Here is a 17,963-nt window from a genome sequence, read left to right as displayed (position 1 = left end):
CTTCGGCGCCGGCAACAACGTCGCGCAGACTGGCGCCGGTGACGGTCTTCGCATCGAGGTCGATCAGATCGCCGAGCTGCGCCATCAGTTTCGGCACGCCACCGGCATGATGGAAATGCTCCATGTAGTGCGCGCCCGAGGGCTTGAGGTCGATCAGCACCGGCACCTCGCGGCCCAGCCTGTCGAAGTCTTCGAGATCGATGCGATGTTCGGTGCGGTTGGCGATCGCCGTCAAATGAATGAGACCGTTGGTCGACCCGCCGATCGCCTGCAACACCACCTGCGCATTTCGAAATGCGGACTTCGTCAAGAGCTCGCTGGGCTTGGGACCTTTTGCCTTGGCCATCTCGGCGGCGACCCTGCCACTGGCTTCCGCCAGGCGAAAGCGCTCGGCATGTGGTGCTGGAATGGTCGCGCTCATCGGCAGCGACAGGCCCAGCGCCTCGGTAATGCAGGCCATGGTGCTGGCGGTGCCCATCACCATGCAGGTGCCCACGGACGGCGCGAGCCGGCCGTTGACGGCTTCGATCTCGACATCGTCGATTTCGCCGGCGCGATATTTGCCCCACAGCCGGCGGCAATCGGTGCAGGCGCCGAGGACCTCACCCTTGTGATGCCCGACCACCATCGGTCCGACCGGGATCACGACGGTCGGCAAATCGGCACTGACCGCAGCCATGATCTGCGCCGGCAGGGTCTTGTCGCAGCCGCCGATCACGATCACCGAATCCATCGGCTGGGCGCGGATCATCTCCTCGGTGTCCATCGCCATCAGATTGCGCAGATACATCGAGGTTGGATGCGAAAAACTCTCCGCGATCGAGATGGTCGGGAACACCATCGGCATCGCCCCGGATAGCATCACACCGCGCTTCACCGCCTCGATGATCTGCGGCACGTTGCCATGACAGGGATTGTAGTCGCTGTAGGTATTGGTGATGCCGACAATGGGCCGGTTCAGCGCATCGTCCGAATAGCCCATAGCCTTGATGAAAACCTTGCGCAGGAACAGCGAGAACCCAGCGTCGCCATAACTCGTCAGTCCCTTGCGCAGTCCGTCAGCCATTTTCTTGTTTCCTTTGTGTGCTTTCACCTTACGTTGGCACACGCCTAACATAAAGTCGTCATTCCGGGGCGTGCGAAGCACGAACTACGATGTGCAATTGCACATCGGAGAACCTCAAGATTCCCCGATGTGCAACCGCACATCTGAGGTTCGCTCGCTCCGCTCTCGCCCCGGAATGACGATCATCTAATTAGTCCGTCGGGATACCGCCAGCGGCTATTTTCAGTCGATGATCTTGCTGGTGTCGCCGTCGAACTCCATGCCGCAGAACGTGCCGCCCTGGTAGAAATCCCCGACGGGATCGGGTTTGAGCTTGGCCTGCTCGGTAAAGGCGTGCTCACGGAAATCCTCGGCACGGCCGGTCGGGCGATAGCCGAGGTCGTAGGCGCGGTGGTTGTCCCACCAGGAACGCTCATTATAGGACGCGCCGTAGAAAATCTCGAAATGGATATCGGGATGATCGAGCCCGATCCGGCATAGCTGCACCAAGTCCTCCGGCTTCAGCCAGATCGCGAGCCGGCGATGATCCAGCGGCTTGTCACCGAAATTGCCGATGCGTACGCAGGTGACCTTAAGGCCATGCTTGTCGGCATAGAGCGCGCCTACTGCCTCGCCGAACACTTTGCTGACGCCGTAGCGGCTGTCCGGCCGCGGCGTTACGTCGGTGCCGATCCGATGATGCCGCGGATAGAACCCGACCGCGTGGTTCGACGACGCGAACACGATGCGCTTGACGCCCTTCTTGCGCGCCGCCTCGAACAGATTGTAGCAGCCGATGATATTGGACTGCAGGATATTGTCCCAGGGGCCCTCGACCGAATAGCCGCCAAAATGAAGGATGCCGTCAACTCCCTCGCAGATCGCCTCGACCTGGGCGAGATCGGACAGTTCAGCCGCCTTGAATTTTTCGCCTCTGCCGAGGTCTGCGGGCGGTTTTAAGTCGCTCAGCAGCAAATCCGGATAGATCGGCGGCAATAATTTTCGTAAAGCAGTGCCAATTCCCCCCGACGCACCGGTCATCAATATGCGTGGCATTTCATCCCTCATTGTCACGGATTTGAAGTCAGTATGGCGCGGGGCGCGCGAGGCGGCAAGGCATGAAGATGCGGGTGCGCTTGCCGCCGCGAGAGGGCGATGGTAGCAGAACGTCCGGCGAGGAATTCCCACACAGCAACGAGAACTTTGAATGTCCGACCAACCCGTTCGCGCCGGCTGGCAGCCGGCGACGCAATATCCCGATCCCGCCATCCACGCGCTTGATCCGCGCTTTGAAAAATACTGGCTAAAACTGTCGGCCGTCGAAAGACTGGCCACGGGCCTGCGCTGGGCCGAAGGCCCGGTTTGGGTCGGCGATGGGCGATATCTTTTGTGCAGTGACATTCCCAACCAGCGCATTATCAAATGGGAAGAGGAAACCGGCGCGGTCAGCATCTTTCGCAAGCCTTCGAATTTCGCCAACGGCAATACCCGCGACCGGCAGGGCCGCCTGATTACCTGCGAGCATGGCGGGCGCCGCCTCATCAGGACCGAGTATGACGGCTCGACAGCGGTGCTGATCGACTCCTTCAACGGCAAGCGGCTGAATTCGCCCAATGACGTCGTGGTGAAATCCGACGGCTCGATCTGGTTCACCGATCCGGTCTTTGGGCTACTCGGCAATTACGAAGGATATGTCGCCGAATCCGAGATCGAACCCAATGTCTACCGCATCGACGGCAGGACCGGCAAAGCCACGATCGTTGCCGAAGGCGTGCTCGGGCCGAACGGCTTGTGTTTTTCGCCGGATGAAAAAATCCTTTACGTGGTGGAATCGCGTGGCGTGCCAAACCGCAAGATCCTCGCCTATGACGTGACGGCCGATGGCGAGAAGATCACCGGCAAGCGCGTGCACATCGATGCCGGCCCCGGCACGCCCGATGGCATGCGTTGCGACATCGACGGCAATCTCTGGTGCGGCTGGGGCATGGGCAGTGCCGAGCTCGATGGCGTCATGGTCTTTGCGCCCGACGGCAAGCCGATCGGCCGCATCGCCTTGCCCGAGCGCTGCGCCAATGTCTGCTTCGGCGGGCTCAAGCGCAATCGCCTGTTCATGGCCGCGAGCCAGTCGATCTACGCGCTTTATGTCAACACGCAAGGCGCGCTGGGGGGATAGCCGTCATTGCGAGGAGCTCAAGCGACGAAGCAATCCGGCGCTCCGCTCCGTCATCACCGGGCTTGTCCCGGTGATCTACGTCTTACTCTCTCTTTCGAACACAAAGACGTGGATGGCCGGGTCAAGCCCGGCCATGACGAAAGTGAATTGGCCGAAAGCAAGAGCGCCGGGGCCGCAAAGCCACCCCGGCGCTTCGATAAAACCGCGATGCCCTACGCCGCGTTGAAGCCCGCGACTGCCTTCACCTCGAGATATTCCTCGAGGCCGAACTTGCCCCACTCGCGGCCGTTGCCGGACTGCTTGTAGCCGCCGAACGGCGCGGTGCGATCGTTCGGCACGCCCTGCAGGTTGATATTGCCGGCGCGAATACGGCGGGCGACCTTGCGCGCATTGTCGACCGTGTCGGCGGTGACGTAGCCGGCGAGCCCGTAGGGCGTGTCGTTGGCGATCCGCACGGCATCGTCTTCGTCCTGGGCGCCGAGGATGACCAGCACGGGGCCAAAAATTTCCTCCCGCGCGATCGTCATCTCGTTGGTGACGTCGGAGAAGATGGTCGGGCGGACATAGAAGCCCTTGTTGACGCCTTCGGGAAGGCCGGGACCGCCGGCCACCAGCGTTGCGCCTTCCTCGATGCCCTTGTTGATCAAGGCCTGGATCTTGTCCCACTGAATGCGCGAGACGACCGGGCCGATATTGGTGCCTTCGGCGCGGGGATCGCCCGCCCTGGTCTTCTCAGCCACGCCCCTGGCGATCGCGGCGACTTCCTTCATCTTCGACAGCGGCACGATCATCCGGCTCGGCGCATTGCATGACTGGCCGGAATTGTTGAACATATGCATCACGCCACCGGCGACCGCCTTGGTGAGGTCGGCGCCTTCGAGAATGACGTTCGGCGACTTGCCACCGAGTTCCTGGCTGACGCGCTTGACGGTAGGCGCGGCGCGCTTGGCAACGTCGATGCCGGCACGGGTCGAGCCGGTGAACGAGATCATGTCGATGTGGGGGTGCTCGCTCATCGCGGCGCCGACCTCGGGGCCGAGCCCATTGATCAGGTTGAACACGCCTTTCGGCACCCCGGCCTCGTGCAGGATTTCGGCAAAGATCAAGGCCGACGAGGGCGTAAATTCCGAAGGTTTGAGGATCATGGTGCAGCCGGCGGCAAGCGCCGGCGCGACCTTGCAGGCGATCTGATTGAGCGGCCAGTTCCACGGCGTGATCATGCCGACAACGCCGACGGGTTCGCGCACCACCACCGCCGAGCCGGCCGGCTCTTCGAAATGATAGTTCTTCAAAACCTCGAGCGTGGAGAGGATGTGGCCGAGGCCGGCGCCGGCCTGCAGTTTTTCGGCCATCGACAGCGGCGCCCCCATCTCGTCAGACACCGCAGCGCCGATCTCTTTCATCCGGCTCTTGTAGACTTCGGCGATCTTGGCCAGCAGCGCGACGCGCTCCTCACGGCTGGTCTGCGAATAGGTCTCGAACGCGCGCCGTGCGGCGGCGACCGCCTTGTCGACGTCGGCCTTGGAACCGAGCGCAACCTCGTACATCGCCTCTTCGGTCGCAGGATTGACAACTGGCGTGGATTTCCTGACGACCGGATCGACCCAGGCGCCGTCGATGTAGAATTGCATACGGTTGACCATCTTAGACCTCTTTATTTCACGGGCAATGGAAGGGAGAACGGTGCGTTCACCGCCATCCTTGCACGAATGCAGGCAAAAATGAACCCGCCACAAGCAGAAGGCCGCATTGCACCCATGGCCGGACATAGCGAGGGAACGGCGAAACCAGCAGGATTCACCCGGACGTCCATCCGGGGCGCGCCACTGTGATGACCGGCATGCGGCTCGCTCGTCAAAGCGCCGTGGCCGGGTTCAAGCCGGACAAGCATCCAGCCCATGTCGGGCGACAATCAGGCCAGGCGCTGCCGGAGTCGCCGATTGAGCCGGCTGAAGGGTTTTTGCGCGGTGCGCTCGGCTACAAGCGCGCGTGCAAGATTGGCCTTCCTGGCGCGCAGTGCCGCCTCCACGAATGTCAATTGGAGGAGATCGCATTGAGCGTGACTGCCCCCACATTCATGCATCATGTGACGCACGACCTCAAGCCGTCGCACGCAACCGGCATAGTCGCCAACGGCGAAGGCGATCAAGGCCTCGCAGAACGGCACAACAAGGGACTGCTCGGGGTGCGATGGCAGGCCACCGCTCGCCTCCGCGTGCCGCAACTGATCGAAGATGCGCCGTGCGGGCGCAGTGCGACCCGCCGCCGCGAACGCCATCATCGCGTGAGCGATATAAAACGGCCGTGCTGCGGCGAGCCCTTGCCTCTCCCAGAGGTCAGCCAACCGCGACCATCGCGCGCCGATGTCGACATTGCGGAGCTGCAAGCGCCAAAGCAACGCCGAAGCATCGGCGAGTTCCGACATCGCTCGGGACCAAGCGATCTGCGTGTCGTACACGGCGAGCGCGGATGGCGCATCGTCGGCATCGAGGAAAAACAAGGCGCGATGCCAGGCCAGATGGACGGCAAAGCTCGTGTCGATCCATGCGGATTCGTTCGCTGCAAGAAATTCGATCCCCTCTCTTCCGCGTCCCTGCATTTCCATGACATGCACGATGGCATGCATGGCTCCGGGATGCCGCGGGTCGACCTCCAATGCGCGTCGCGCCATTTTCTCAGCGCGGCGATATTGACCGTTCTCCTCGAGGCCGAAAGCATACATTGCCAGAACGCTGGCATAACCGGGCATCGCCGCATGCCATTCAGGCAAGACCTGAGCAACGCGATCTCGCAGCATGCGCCGTAAACCGAGACGGAAGTCGAGCGCATGCGCAACAACGAGCGCGAGAATGTCGCGTGGGAAGTCGACAACGATCGCCCCGTAACGTTCGACCGCAAGGGCGTGATCGCCGTCAAGCCAGGCGCGCGCTGCAAAGGCGTGACGGCGCGCTTGCCCGTCGACTTCGCGGCAAATCGTCTCAATCGCGGTGATGCTTTCCGCAAGCTCGGACTGGTGCGCGGCATCGTCGCCACGCACGATGACAGCCATCCGAAGACAATGTCCGACGATCGATTCAGGGTGATCGGCAAGCGCCAGATCCGTGTCGTGCAAGGGATTGCCGCGGCTGACGAGGAAAGCCTCGAGAATCTTCTCGAAGCGTCCCGGCAAATCATCAACCAGCTCGGCATGCAAAAACTCAGCCGGCAGAGGTCTTATCGTCATGACTGTTCTCGCTAACGACAACGAGCTGCGACACATTGCCGTAGGCGATGTATCGAGGTGCACATTGCGTGCATTCCCGGCGTGATCACTATGTCAATTGCAGACGATACTGAATGACCGGGATGCTGAACCTTTTGCTCAAACATCCTGTTTCATGATCATCATTGCCGGTCGTCCGGCGGATTTGCTCTTGCGTCCGGGACAGGCGAACACGCGATCTTTCATCGAAGGAACACGCCGGTGAGTGCGGACACGTTGTCGGATGTTCTCGCAGCGGTACATCTCTCCGGATCGGTCTTTTTCGAGGTGACGGCAAAATCGCCGTGGGTCGCGGAAGCACCGCCCGCAGCGCAGATCGCTCCCCAGGTTGCGCCCGGCGCCCAGCACGCGATCGAGTATCACGTCGTCACCGCAGGCTCGTGCTGGATTTCACTCGTCGGAAATAACGCATCCGAGCCCGTCAAGCTAACCGAGGGCGACATCGTGGTGGTCCCGCATGGTGATCCGCATGTCGTTTCGAGTGCGCCGGGCATGCGCGCCGAGCCTAACTTTGATGTTTACGGCAAGCCGGGAGAAGACGTTGCCGTGCCTTTCCGGCTTCAGACCGGCGGCGATGGTCCGAGCGAGTCGCGGCTGATATGCGGCTTCTTCAGTTGCGACGTGCGTCCGTTCAATCCGCTGCTGGATTCCCTGCCGCGCTTCATGCGGGTTGGGCGTGACTCGTTGGCTTCCCACAGTCTGCTCGATGAATTCATCCGCTTTGCCACCACTGAGATGCGCAATAAACGAGCCGGGAGCCAGAGTGTCCTCAATCGTCTTTCCGAACTGATGTTTGTCGAGGTCATTCGGCTCTACATGGACCAACTTGAAGGCGGCAATACCGGCTGGCTCGCGGGGTTACGCGATCCTCTGGTCGGGCGCGCGCTGACGCTGCTGCACGCGCGGCCATCGCGCGCCTGGACGCTGGAGCAGCTCGCCTCGGAGGCCGCCGCCTCAAGGTCGGTCTTGGCCGATCGATTCAATGATCTGGTCGGATACCCGCCGATTCAATATCTCACCCGATGGCGGATGCAGATCGCTGCCAGGCGTCTGATGGATCCGACTGCCCGCATTGCCAGTGTGGCTCATGAAGTCGGCTACGAGTCCGAAGCTGCATTCAGCCGGGCCTTCAAAAAATTCGTCGGCCAATCACCAGGCCAATGGCGAACCCGTTCGAGCTAGGGCGCGACCCACACAACGCAACGGGCAATCGCGGTTCTCGATCTGTCAGTTTATCCAGCAAATCCGGAAGCGCAGATCAGCGTCAATAAGCGGAAGTGATCGCTTATTGGCCCTTCGTCATTTGTGGCGCGGCTGACAATCAGAGTTGCCAGCGAAGATGCCGCAAATAACAAAAAATTGGCGGTCATTCGCAAGATGGAACCGCGGTGGATCGACTAAACGCCGGCACATGATCTTTGTGTTCATCGGCTTGCGACCATCACGACCATCGTCGCGCTCGCTGCTGCCGTAGCGCAGTAGCGGGGATGAAAAAAAGGCGCGCGCTCCAGCACGCCGACGAAGCCGACCAAAATCAATCAAAGGAGTGATAATGGTGTTTCGCTTGAACGCCACAATTTGCGGCGCCGTAATGACACTTGCATTTTCATCTGTTGCCATGGCTCAAAATGATATCGATGCAGTGCATTCAAATGCTGTCGTTATCGCCGTTTCTGGGGCCGCGATCACTGGCGCAGCATCCATGTATAATCCTTACCGGTCCGGATATCGGGAGGGCGGCGTGCATACCGCTTCAGGGGAGCGCTATGATTCCTCTGCGTGGGCGGCTGCCATCAAAACCAATTTGCGAAAGGAATTTGGCGGGGTCCGTTATGGCGCGAGGCCGAAATATGCCCTCGTTGAGGGTGCAGGCAAGAAGGCCATCATCAAAATAAATGATGTGGGGCCTTTGACGCCTGGTCGCATCATTGATTTCAATGAGCGGACGATGCGCTATTTCGATCCAAGCCTGCGACGGGGAGTAATTGATGACGTAAGGGTTACACCACTTTCCGGCGACGATTGGACGCCCGGACCAGTCGCATAAAACGATTGCAGTGAGAACGGTGCCGCATCACTGCCTCAAGGGCATTGGGAGTCGCCTCGCAAGCTTCCTCCTCCTGGAATATCGGAGGGCCGGGCAAGCTTGCCGCACAATCGGCAGGCACGATGACGAATACGGACGTTCGAGCAAAACGTCCAGCATCCTGGTCATTCAGCGTCAGCGGCGATTTGCATAGTGATTGGATCAAGGATGCACACCGAGTGCACCTCGATGAATCGCCTGGAGCAAAGCATCGCAACCCCCGAATTCCCAGAGAGAGCCATCATGACTACGATCATTGAATGCATCCCGCCCGCGGCCGGGAAGCCAAATCCGGACCTGAAGGCCCTGAAGTCAAGGCAGCAGGCAGCCTGGTCGTCCGGCGACTATGCCGTGATCGGTACGACGTTGCAGATTGTCGGTGAACGCTTGGCGGAGAGCATGGATTTGCGCGCCGGCCAGACCGTGCTTGATGTCGCCGACGGCAACGGCAACGCTACGCTCGCGGCCGCCCGGCGCGGGTGCGAGGTCACAAGCACCGACTATGTCGAGTCGCTCTTGGCGCGCGCACACAGGCGCGCCGAGGCGGAAGGGCTTCAAGTCCAGTTCAAGGTTGCCGACGCCGAGAACCTGCCGTTTGCGAGTGCGTCCTTCGACGCCGTGGTTTCGACCTTCGGCGCAATGTTCAGTCCCGACCAGGACCGCACTGCCGCCGAAATGGTGCGTGTGACCAGGCCCGGCGGTCGGATCGGCTTGGCGAACTGGACACCCGAGGGCTTCATTGGCCAGCTGTTCAAGACGATCGGCAAGCACCTGCCACCGCCGACCACAGTCAAGCCGCCTTCCGTCTGGGGCACGCAGAATTGGCTGTCGTCTACCTTCGGTGCTGCGGCATCGGCAATCGTGGCGGAGCCACGTCATTTCGTTTTCCGCTATCGATCGGCGCAGCACTTTCTCGAAATATTCCAAACCTACTACGGGCCAGTGCTCAAGGCGTTTGGGGCGCTGGGGGAGAAGGGCAGCAAGGCTCTTTACAGCGATATCATCGGACTTGTGGAACGTTTCAATGCATCGGGCGATGCCACGATGGTGGTTCCGAGCGAATACCTCGAGGTCGTCATCACCAGGCGATGACCTCGCCCGAACGCTGTTGCCATTATGCGCACGCGAGCAAGAGCAAAGCGATTTTTAGAGCTGCGGAACGAGGCCATCTCTGCTCTTTGCGGGGATGGCCGCTCTCCGCTAATGCTGCCATGGCCATTTGTTCAGCTCCCGCTGCACCTCGTGGACCCCCAAATCCCGCCGTTCAAGAGAAGAAAGTTCGGATAGCTTCCATCGCTCAGCTGCGCGCCGGAGCATGTCGCAAATATTTCTGGCTATCGCACCCGTAAGGCGCGCCATTTTTGTGAAAGCATGACCGGGCATGGCTGCGCACCCATCGGATCGAAACCAACCGAAAGCATGCTCCCTGGAGGTAAGCCACCCGATTTGCGGAAATCGCGTAGCAGCGCATTCACACCGCCATTTTCCGGTGCCGCACCGGTGCGCCGGCGGTCAGGCTTTCCGCCGCGTCGATGATGGCGTTGGCGTCGATGCCGTGGTGTCGGTAGAGGTCGTCGATTGTGCCGGTCTGGCCGAAATGCTCGACCCCGAGCGCTTCAGCACGCTGTCCGCGCACACTGCCGAGCCAGGCCAGTGTTGCGGGATGACCGTCGAGCACGGTCACGATACCGCATTCGCGCGGCAGAGGGGCGAGCAGCTTTTCGATATGACTCAAATGCTGCACGCCGCGGCGATCTCGGCGCAGCTTTCGCGCCGCGGTCCACCCCGCATGCAGCCGGTCGGCGGAGGTGATCGCCAATAGACCAATGTCGCGGCGGCTCTCGCCCAACAGCCCGACGGCTTCGATCGCCTCCGGCGCCACCGCGCCGGTGTAGGCGATCACGACTTCCGCGTTCGGACCGGGCTTGCGCAGCCAATAGGCCCCTTCCGTGATGGCGCTCTGCAGATCAGGCGTCATCATGCGTTGCACCTGGTCGATCGAGCGGGTGGAGAGCCTTAAGTAGATCGATCCACCCTCACCCTCTTCGCGCTGCATGTAGCGGAAACCGAAAGCCATGATCACTGCGAGTTCATCAACGAAGGCTGGCTCGAACGAGGCGAGCCCGTCCTGCGCCATGCCGATCAAGGGCGTTGCGATCGACTGATGCGCGCCGCCTTCCGGCGCGAGCGTTACGCCCGACGGCGTCGCCGCCACCATGAAACGCGCATCCTGGTAGCAGGCATAGTTCAGGGCATCCAGGCCACGCTCGATGAAGGGATCGTAGAGGGTCGCCACCGGCAACAGTCGCTCGCCGTTGATCGTGTGCGACAGCCCGAGCGCCGACATCAGGATGAACAGGTTCATCTCGGCGATACCGAGTTCGATGTGCTGTCCCCTTGGCGAGGCATCCCAGTTGAAGGTCGAGGGGATTTTTTCGCTGCGGAACAGGTCGGCCTTTTCGGCGCGCGCGAACAGGCCGCGGCGGTTAACCCAGGCACCGAGATTGGTCGATACCGTGACATCAGGCGAAGCCGTCACGATTCGGGCGGCGAGTTCGCTGTCGCCGCGCGCGATTTCGTTCAGCAACAGGCCAAACCCCTGCTGCGTCGACATCTGGGGCGACGGCGTGAAGGACAACCGCTCGGGAACGTCGATATAAGGCGCGGTCAGGCGGCGCCTGCCTTCGCGGTTGAACGGCGCAGCGGCGAGAAACGCTTCCAGGGCCGTCGGGTCCTGCGGCAGCCCCTCGAATTTTTCCCATTCGTGACCGGGCCGGATATTCTGTGCGGAGCGATATTTCTCCATCTGCGCGACCGTCATCAGTCCCGCATGGTTGTCCTTGTGGCCCTGAAACGGCAGCCCGATGCCCTTGATGGTGTAGGCGATGAAGCAGACGGGCCGATCGTGAGCGATGGCTTCGAACGCCTCGCACATGCTCGCCATGTCGTGTCCGCCGAGATTGGACATCAGTTCCAGCAGCTCAGCGTCGCTGCGACGGTCGATCAGCTGCGACACCGCACCCTGGTCGCCGATCTGGTCGCGCAAATGTCTGCGGAACGCGGCCCCGCCCTGAAAGCACAGGGCCGAGTAGAGCTGGTTGGGACATTCATCGATCCACTTCTTCAGCGCCCCGCCGCCGGGCTCGGCGAACGCCTTTCGCATCAGGTTGCCGTATTTCACGATCACCACGTCCCAGCCGAAATTGCGGAACATGGTTTCGAATTTCTCCCACAGGCCTTCGCGCACCACCGCGTCGAGACTCTGGCGGTTGTAATCGACCACCCACCAGGTGTTGCGCAGGCCGTGCTTCCAGCCTTCCAGCAACGCCTCGAAAATATTGCCCTCGTCCATCTCGGCGTCGCCGACAAGCGCAATCATGCGCCCCTCAACGCGATCCCTGGCCCAGCCATGTGCCTTGACGTAGTCCTGCACGAGCGAGGCAAACAAGGTCTGCGCGACGCCAAGCCCGACCGAGCCGGTGGAGAAGTCGACATCATCGACATCCTTGGTGCGCGAGGGATAGGACTGCGCGCCCTTGAAGCCGCGAAAATTCTGAAGCTTCTCGCGAGTCTGGTGTCCGAACAGGTACTGGATCGCGTGGAAAACCGGGCTCGCGTGCGGCTTCACCGCGACGCGGTCCTGCGGCCGCAGCACCGAGAAGTAGAGCGCCGACATGATGGTGGCGAGCGAAGCCGAGGAAGCCTGGTGGCCGCCGACCTTCAGGCCGTCGACATTGGGCCGGATGTGATTGGCGTGATGAATGGTCCACGAGGACAGCCACAGCACCTTGCGGGCGAGCGCAGACAGCAGTTCCAAGCGTGCCGGGTCGGTCGTCATGGCGGTTTCCTCCACCGTGATTACGACTGCGATGTTACCGCGCCCGCTTCCGGTAAAAATCTCAAATTTTGGCGACATACCCGGGAAAATTGGGATATTTTACCAGCTGTAAGCCCTCCAAAGAGAGTCCATTCCAATGCCGACGCTGGATGCCATCGACCGCAAGATTCTCAGCCTGCTGCAGGCCGACAGCCGCACCACCATGGCCGAACTCGCCGAGAAAGTCGGCCTGTCGGTCTCCCCGTGCCATCGCCGGGTGAAATTGCTCGAGCAGCGCGGCGTCATCACGCGCTATATCGCAACCGTCGACCAGAAATCGTTGGGTCTGCATGTCAGCGTATTCATCTCGATCAAGCTGGCGCGGCAAAAGGAGGAAGACCTCAACCGTTTTGCGCGGGCAATCTCGAAATGGGACGAGGTTCTCGAGTGCTACCTGATGACGGGAAACCGCGATTACCTGCTGCGCGTCGTCGCCGCCGACCTCTCGTCGTATGAAGCATTTTTGAAGAACAAGCTGACGCGGCTCGACGGCATCGCCTCGATCGAATCGAGCTTTGCGCTCAGCCAGGTAAAATATTCACCGGCGCTGCCGGTGTGAGCGGTCAGGCGTTCGGCGAAGGCTCGGCTTGCACCGAAATCTGCAAGCGCCTGACGCGCTCGCGATGGGCGGTATAGAGACCGCTGGCGACGATGAAGACGGCGCCGACCACGGTCCAGACGTCAGGCACCTCGCCGAAAATCAGAAAGCCGAGGATAGAGACCCAGAGCAGCTGGGTATACGAAAACGGCGCGAGCACGGAGGCATCGGCGTAGCGGAAAGCGAGCACGACGATCCATTGACCGGCCGTGGAAGCAACCCCGATGAAAACCCCGAACAGTACGTCGTTCCAGCTTGGCGCGATCCAGACGAACGGAACCAGCGCCGACAAGATGCACACGCCCGTGATCGAGGACCAGGTCATGATGGTGACGGCGCGCTCCCGCCCGCTCATCATGCGCGTCATGATCAGCGTGCCGGCCCAGGCCAGCGCCGACACCAGCGGGAAGAACGCGGCGGGATGAAACGCGCTGGTGCCCGGCCGCAGGATGATCAGCACGCCGATCAATCCGACCGCGGTCGCCAACCAGCGGCGCAGGCCCACGCTCTCGCCGAGAAGAATGATCGAGAGGGCGGTGACAAACAGGGGCGAAACGAAGCCGGTGGCGGAAGCCTCCGCAATGGGCAGGAAACGCAAGCCGGAAATGAAAAACAGCGATGAGCCCAAAAGTGCGGCGCCGCGCGCAAGTTGCAGGCCCGGGCGCGGCGTTCGCAAGGCAAAGATCGGCGAGCCTGGCACCATTGCCGGCGCCATAATCAAGGCGAACACCAAAAACCTGATCCAGGCGATCTCGATCGAGGGCAGCGTGCCTGAGAGATATTTGGCGGTGACATCGGAGGCGCCCAGAAACACCGTCGAAGCGAGGATCAGCGCGATGCCGCGAAACGGCCGGTCCGCGCGCGCGGGTGCAGCGCGATGAACCTTTTTCTTTTCGCTCACGGGCAATGGAGCGCTGTCGAGCCTTGCGGCTGCGGCGGGCGGTGGAGTCAAGGCTGGAACTCGAACGTGGGAATCGATCGAATCGGGTGAGCATTTAAAAAACGCCAATCGTCTGATCCCGACAAGGCCGGAAAACAGGAAGCGGATATGCGTGAATGCCAGCGGTACTTTCGCGGACCAACTAAATCATTGGCAGGCTTCGCGGTTTCGCTCCGCGCGGGAACGCCTTGTCGAGCGAGGCGAATTCGTCCTTGCTCAGCGTGAGTTGGCCCGCGGCCGCATTGTCGGAAGCGTGTTCGGAACTCGCGGCTTTTGGAATTGCAAAGACCTGCGGCTCCCGGGTCAGGAAGCTCAAGGCGACCTGTCGAGGCGAGGCGCCGTGGCGTTTGGCGACGGTCTCGAGCGCTTCGCCTCCCTTGCTGTGGGGCGACGGGAAATCGTCATGACCGAACGGCGAATACGCCACCACCGCGACGCCATGATTGGCGCACCACGGGATCACCGCGTGCTCAATCGCGCGTTCCTGCAAATGATAAAGCACCTGGTTGCAGGCGATCTTGCCTGCTCCCGCCATTTCCAGCATCTCGTCGAGGTCGTCGGCGTCGAAATTGCTGACGCCCCATGAGCGGATTTTCCCGTCGGCGACCAGCTGTTCGAACGCAGCGACCGTCTCGGCAAGCGGATGCGAACCGCGCCAGTGCAGGAGATAACAATCGAGCCGATCGGTCTTCAGCCGCGTGAGCGAACGTTCGCAAGCCGCAACGGTGCCGCGGTGCGAGGCGTTGCTCGGCAGGACCTTGGAGACGAGGAAGACCTCATCGCGCCGGCCCGCGATCGCCTCGGCAACGACGAGTTCAGCATCGCCATACATTTCGGCGGTGTCGATGTGGGTCATGCCGAGATCGATGCCACGCCGGAGTGCCGCGACCGGCGTCCTGCGATTGCCCTGGTCGATGTACCAGGTGCCCTGCCCGATCACGGATACGTCCCGGCCGGTGTTGCCAAACTGCTGAAATTTCATGATTGCCTCGCAAGAACAGTGACACGCTACGACAGCATTTGTTCCCGCCATCGCGTGCAATAGCAAGTTTTACCGGTCATTCTTCGATGAACCAGCGCTCTTGGTGAACTCGACCCTCTTATGAGGTTCGTCATGGCCGGGCTTGACCCGGCCATCCACGTCTTTCTTGCTGGTGCCGACAAAGACGTGGATGCCCGGCACAAGGCCGGGCATGACGATAAGCAAAGCTGCTCACTCATGACGCGTCGTTCGTAGTTCACGCTCCGTCAAAGATTTTTGTAGGCGTTCAGTTTGCCGCCGCCAAACTTCTTTGTCCGGAACCGGCGCCGATTTGCGAGATCAGCCCCTTCAGCTCGGGAATGCACGAGCCGCAATTGGTGCCGGCTTTGAGCCGCGTCCCGATCTCGGCGGCGGAGCCAGCGCCGGATGCAACGGCATCGCAGATCGCGTCGCGGCCGACACCGAAGCAGGCGCAGACGACGGGCCCTGCATTCGCAATCCCGTCCATCGATTTGCCCGACAGCAACGTTTTTCGCTGATCCTCGCCCAGCACGCCTGCCGCAAACATTTCCGTCACAACGTTCCAGTCTCCCGCATCTCCCGCGGGACCGAGGAAAAGACAGACCTCGATCCGCCCCGCGGCAAACGACGCTGCGCGGTAAACGCCGCCACCGAAATCGCTGTATTCGGCAAGCTGCGACTTGACGGCCGACCGCAGCCACGCAGACCACCCTGCAAGGTCTGCCTTGTCGGCAATGAGATAACCAATGCCGCCGGTAATGGCGACGCGCGCCCACCAGGCGTGGTCGGGTAATCGTAGCCTCGTGCGGGATAGCGCGAAGCCGCGAAAAACATAGTCATACGGCGCAATCGACGCCGGCGTAGCCTTGTTCTCCGGCTGTCCGGAAAACGGATCGGTCAGCGGCGCCACCAGCGCGCCGACGCGCGCTGCGGATGCCGTCGCCTCGCTCCAGTGAATGGGCGCAAACAGCATCCCGCGCTGCTGGCGCGGCGTGACCACGACCTTGAGCGTGCACTGGCCGTAATCGGTGGTAATGCGGGCAAAATCGCCATCGACCAGGCCGTGTCTTGCCGCATCGTCCGGATGCACCTCGACGAACGGCTCCGGGTGATGTTGACCGAGCCGCGGGCTCGCGCCAGTGCGGGTCATGGTGTGCCATTGGTCGCGGATGCGGCCGGTGTTGAGCCGAAGCGGCCTTGCCGCATTGGTTTCGGTACGCAGCGCCGGCACTTCGGGCGCGACAAAACGTGCCTTTCCGTCGTTGCCGAAAAATCCGCCTTCCGCGAAAAAACGCTGCTGCGGCTCGGCTTCGCTGAGCCGATGCGGCCACTGCACCGGCGCCAGAGAATCGAACGCGTCGTCGGAGAGAGTTTGCAACCCGCCGATATCGAAATCGCGGCTGCCATTATTCTCGAACGCCGACAGCGCCGCATGCTCGCAAAATATTTCCGCCGGCGAATGAAAATCAAACGCGGCGGAAAAGCCGAGGCGCCTCGCGACTTCGCTGATGATCCACCAATCGGGGCGGGTTTCGCCCGGGGGGTTGAGGAATGCGCGTTGCCGCGAAATGCGCCGCTCCGAATTGGTCACCGTGCCCGATTTTTCACCCCACGCCTGCGCCGGCAGCAGCACATGCACGCCCGCATCGACGGTGTCGTTGCCAAGTACGTTCTCGGAAACCACGAACAGTTCGAGCTTGTTCAGCGCCGCGCGCGCAGAATCGGCGTCGGGCAACGACACCGCGGGGTTGGTGCCCATCACCCACAGCGCCTTGATCTCGCCGCGCCCGATCGCCTCGAACATCTGCACGGCCTTGAGCCCCTCGTGGGTCGCAATCCGCGGCGCTTTCCAGAATCGCCGCACACGGTCGATGTCCGCTGGCGTGAAGCCCATATGCGCGGCGAGCTGATTGGCGAGCCCACCGACCTCGCGGCCGCCCATCGCATTCGGCTGCCCGGTGAGCGAGAAGGGCGAAGCCCCCTTCTTGCCGATTCGCCCGGTGGCGAGGTGACAGTTGAGGATAGCGTTGACCTTGTCGGTGCCTTGCGCCGACTGGTTGACGCCCTGCGAATAGAGCGTGACGGCGCGCGGGGTTGCCGTAAACAGCTGAAAAAATGCCGCCACCTCCGCCTCCGAAAGGCCCGTCGCCAATGCGGTCGCAGCAGCGCTGCCCGCAATGCTTCGACCGCGCGTCAAGGCCTCGTCAAACCCGACCGTGTGATGGTCGATGTAGTCGCGGTCGAGCGCGTCGGTAGCGGCAAGGTGGACCAGCAATCCGGAGAACAGCGCGGCGTCGGTGCCGGGCCTTAACCCCAGGAACAGGTCGGCCTCCTCAGCCGTATCGGTGCGGCGCGGATCGATCACGACAATGCGCGCGCTGCGCCGCTCTTTGTTGGCGATCATGCGCTGAAACAGAACCGGATGGCACCATGCCGCGTTGGAGCCGACCAGAATCATGAGGTCGGCCTCGTCGAGATCCTCGTAGCAGCCGGGCACGGTGTCGGCGCCGAACGCGCGGCGATGGCCCGCGACCGAGGAGGCCATGCAGAGGCGCGAATTGGTATCGACATTGGCGCTGCCGACAAAGCCCTTCATCAGCTTGTTGGCGACGTAATAATCCTCGGTCAACAATTGGCCGGAGAGATAGAACGCCACGGCACCGGGGCCGTCGCGCGCAATGATATGCCGCAGTCGATGGGCGACATGGTCGAGCGCGTCGCTCCAGGCGATCCGCTCCATCGAACCCTTGCTGCAGCGGATCATCGGATAGAGCAGCCGATTTTCGAGGCCCAGCGTTTCGCCGAGAGCGGAACCTTTCGAACACAGACGTCCGAAATTCGCCGGATGGGCGGGATCGCCCGCGATCGCTGCCCCCCCATTTCCGTCCGGCGTCGCGAGCACGCCGCATCCGACGCCGCAATAGGGACAGGTTGTTTTGGTTGCGCGTAGCGTTTGATCGACGGCGGTCATCGCAACGA

15 protein-coding genes are annotated in these 17,963 nt (G+C 61.7%); 6 read left to right on the top strand and 9 right to left on the bottom strand.

All coding sequences use genetic code 11. From position 1 onward, the window contains the following. Together VNX23_RS01980 and VNX23_RS01975 are read right to left on the bottom strand one after the other, a co-directional pair. Positions 1-1,066 (bottom strand): dihydroxy-acid dehydratase (locus tag VNX23_RS01980; RefSeq protein ID WP_325627434.1); only part of this gene is annotated, 1,066 nt, incomplete at its 3' end. Between the two features lie 222 nt (positions 1,067-1,288). Then, the gene (locus VNX23_RS01975; RefSeq protein ID WP_325627432.1) at positions 1,289-2,101 is read right to left on the bottom strand and encodes an NAD(P)-dependent oxidoreductase; all 813 of its coding nucleotides are present in this window, start codon (positions 2,099-2,101) and stop codon (positions 1,289-1,291) included. A 151-nt stretch (positions 2,102-2,252) separates the two neighbouring features. On the opposite strand from VNX23_RS01975, the gene VNX23_RS01970 reads away from it, so the two are divergent. Beyond that, positions 2,253-3,218 (top strand): SMP-30/gluconolactonase/LRE family protein, encoded by a 966-nt coding sequence (locus VNX23_RS01970; protein WP_325627430.1) that lies wholly within the window; start codon positions 2,253-2,255, stop codon positions 3,216-3,218. Positions 3,219-3,430: 212 nt separating this feature from the next. Here the strand turns inward: VNX23_RS01970 and VNX23_RS01965 are convergent, their stop codons facing one another. Together VNX23_RS01965 and VNX23_RS01960 are read right to left on the bottom strand one after the other, a co-directional pair. Further along, on the bottom strand, positions 3,431-4,861 hold the full coding sequence (locus VNX23_RS01965) for an aldehyde dehydrogenase family protein (protein WP_325627428.1): 1,431 nt from the start codon (positions 4,859-4,861) through the stop codon (positions 3,431-3,433). A gap of 269 nt (positions 4,862-5,130) precedes the next feature. Continuing rightward, the gene (locus VNX23_RS01960; protein ID WP_325627426.1) at positions 5,131-6,441 is read right to left on the bottom strand and encodes a tetratricopeptide repeat protein; all 1,311 of its coding nucleotides are present in this window, start codon (positions 6,439-6,441) and stop codon (positions 5,131-5,133) included. A 240-nt stretch (positions 6,442-6,681) separates the two neighbouring features. Here VNX23_RS01960 and VNX23_RS01955 point away from each other — a divergent pair, with 240 nt between their 5' ends. After that, positions 6,682-7,662: an AraC family transcriptional regulator gene (locus VNX23_RS01955; RefSeq protein ID WP_325627424.1), complete on the top strand. Its 981-nt coding sequence runs from the start codon at positions 6,682-6,684 to the stop codon at positions 7,660-7,662. Positions 7,663-7,779: 117 nt separating this feature from the next. Here VNX23_RS01955 and VNX23_RS01950 read toward each other — a convergent pair whose 3' ends face one another. Continuing rightward, positions 7,780-8,100 carry a hypothetical protein gene (locus VNX23_RS01950; RefSeq protein ID WP_325627422.1) on the bottom strand — a complete coding sequence of 107 codons (321 nt, stop codon included), beginning with the start codon at positions 8,098-8,100 and terminating at the stop codon, positions 7,780-7,782. On the opposite strand from VNX23_RS01950, the gene VNX23_RS01945 reads away from it, so the two are divergent. Both VNX23_RS01945 and VNX23_RS01940 read left to right on the top strand, forming a co-directional pair. Continuing rightward, positions 8,072-8,527 carry a septal ring lytic transglycosylase RlpA family protein gene (locus VNX23_RS01945; protein ID WP_325627421.1) on the top strand — a complete coding sequence of 152 codons (456 nt, stop codon included), beginning with the start codon at positions 8,072-8,074 and terminating at the stop codon, positions 8,525-8,527. The genes VNX23_RS01950 and VNX23_RS01945 overlap by 29 nt on opposite strands. 282 nt (positions 8,528-8,809) lie before the next feature. After that, positions 8,810-9,658 (top strand): class I SAM-dependent methyltransferase, encoded by an 849-nt coding sequence (locus tag VNX23_RS01940; protein ID WP_325627419.1) that lies wholly within the window; start codon positions 8,810-8,812, stop codon positions 9,656-9,658. 379 nt (positions 9,659-10,037) lie between these two features. On the opposite strand, the gene VNX23_RS01935 is transcribed toward VNX23_RS01940, so the two are convergent. Further along, entirely contained in the window at positions 10,038-12,404 is a 2,367-nt protein-coding gene (locus VNX23_RS01935; protein ID WP_325627417.1) for a transketolase, read from the bottom strand. Between the two features lie 136 nt (positions 12,405-12,540). Here VNX23_RS01935 and VNX23_RS01930 point away from each other — a divergent pair, with 136 nt between their 5' ends. Next, positions 12,541-13,002 (top strand): Lrp/AsnC family transcriptional regulator, encoded by a 462-nt coding sequence (locus tag VNX23_RS01930; RefSeq protein ID WP_325627415.1) that lies wholly within the window; start codon positions 12,541-12,543, stop codon positions 13,000-13,002. Between the two features lie 4 nt (positions 13,003-13,006). Here the strand turns inward: VNX23_RS01930 and VNX23_RS01925 are convergent, their stop codons facing one another. Further along, the gene (locus VNX23_RS01925; RefSeq protein WP_414642936.1) at positions 13,007-13,993 is read right to left on the bottom strand and encodes a DMT family transporter; all 987 of its coding nucleotides are present in this window, start codon (positions 13,991-13,993) and stop codon (positions 13,007-13,009) included. Positions 13,994-14,123: 130 nt separating this feature from the next. Then, on the bottom strand, positions 14,124-14,963 hold the full coding sequence (locus tag VNX23_RS01920) for an aldo/keto reductase (RefSeq protein ID WP_325627413.1): 840 nt from the start codon (positions 14,961-14,963) through the stop codon (positions 14,124-14,126). A gap of 132 nt (positions 14,964-15,095) precedes the next feature. Here VNX23_RS01920 and VNX23_RS01915 point away from each other — a divergent pair, with 132 nt between their 5' ends. Continuing rightward, positions 15,096-15,218 (top strand): hypothetical protein, encoded by a 123-nt coding sequence (locus tag VNX23_RS01915; protein WP_325627411.1) that lies wholly within the window; start codon positions 15,096-15,098, stop codon positions 15,216-15,218. A 31-nt stretch (positions 15,219-15,249) separates the two neighbouring features. On the opposite strand, the gene VNX23_RS01910 is transcribed toward VNX23_RS01915, so the two are convergent. Then, positions 15,250-17,955 (bottom strand): molybdopterin-dependent oxidoreductase, encoded by a 2,706-nt coding sequence (locus VNX23_RS01910; protein ID WP_325627409.1) that lies wholly within the window; start codon positions 17,953-17,955, stop codon positions 15,250-15,252. Positions 17,956-17,963 lie beyond the last annotated feature (8 nt).

The organism is Bradyrhizobium sp. (genome assembly GCF_035570375.1).
Classification (GTDB): Bacteria; Pseudomonadota; Alphaproteobacteria; order Rhizobiales; family Xanthobacteraceae; genus Bradyrhizobium.
This window is presented reverse-complemented; position numbering and strand designations above follow the sequence as displayed.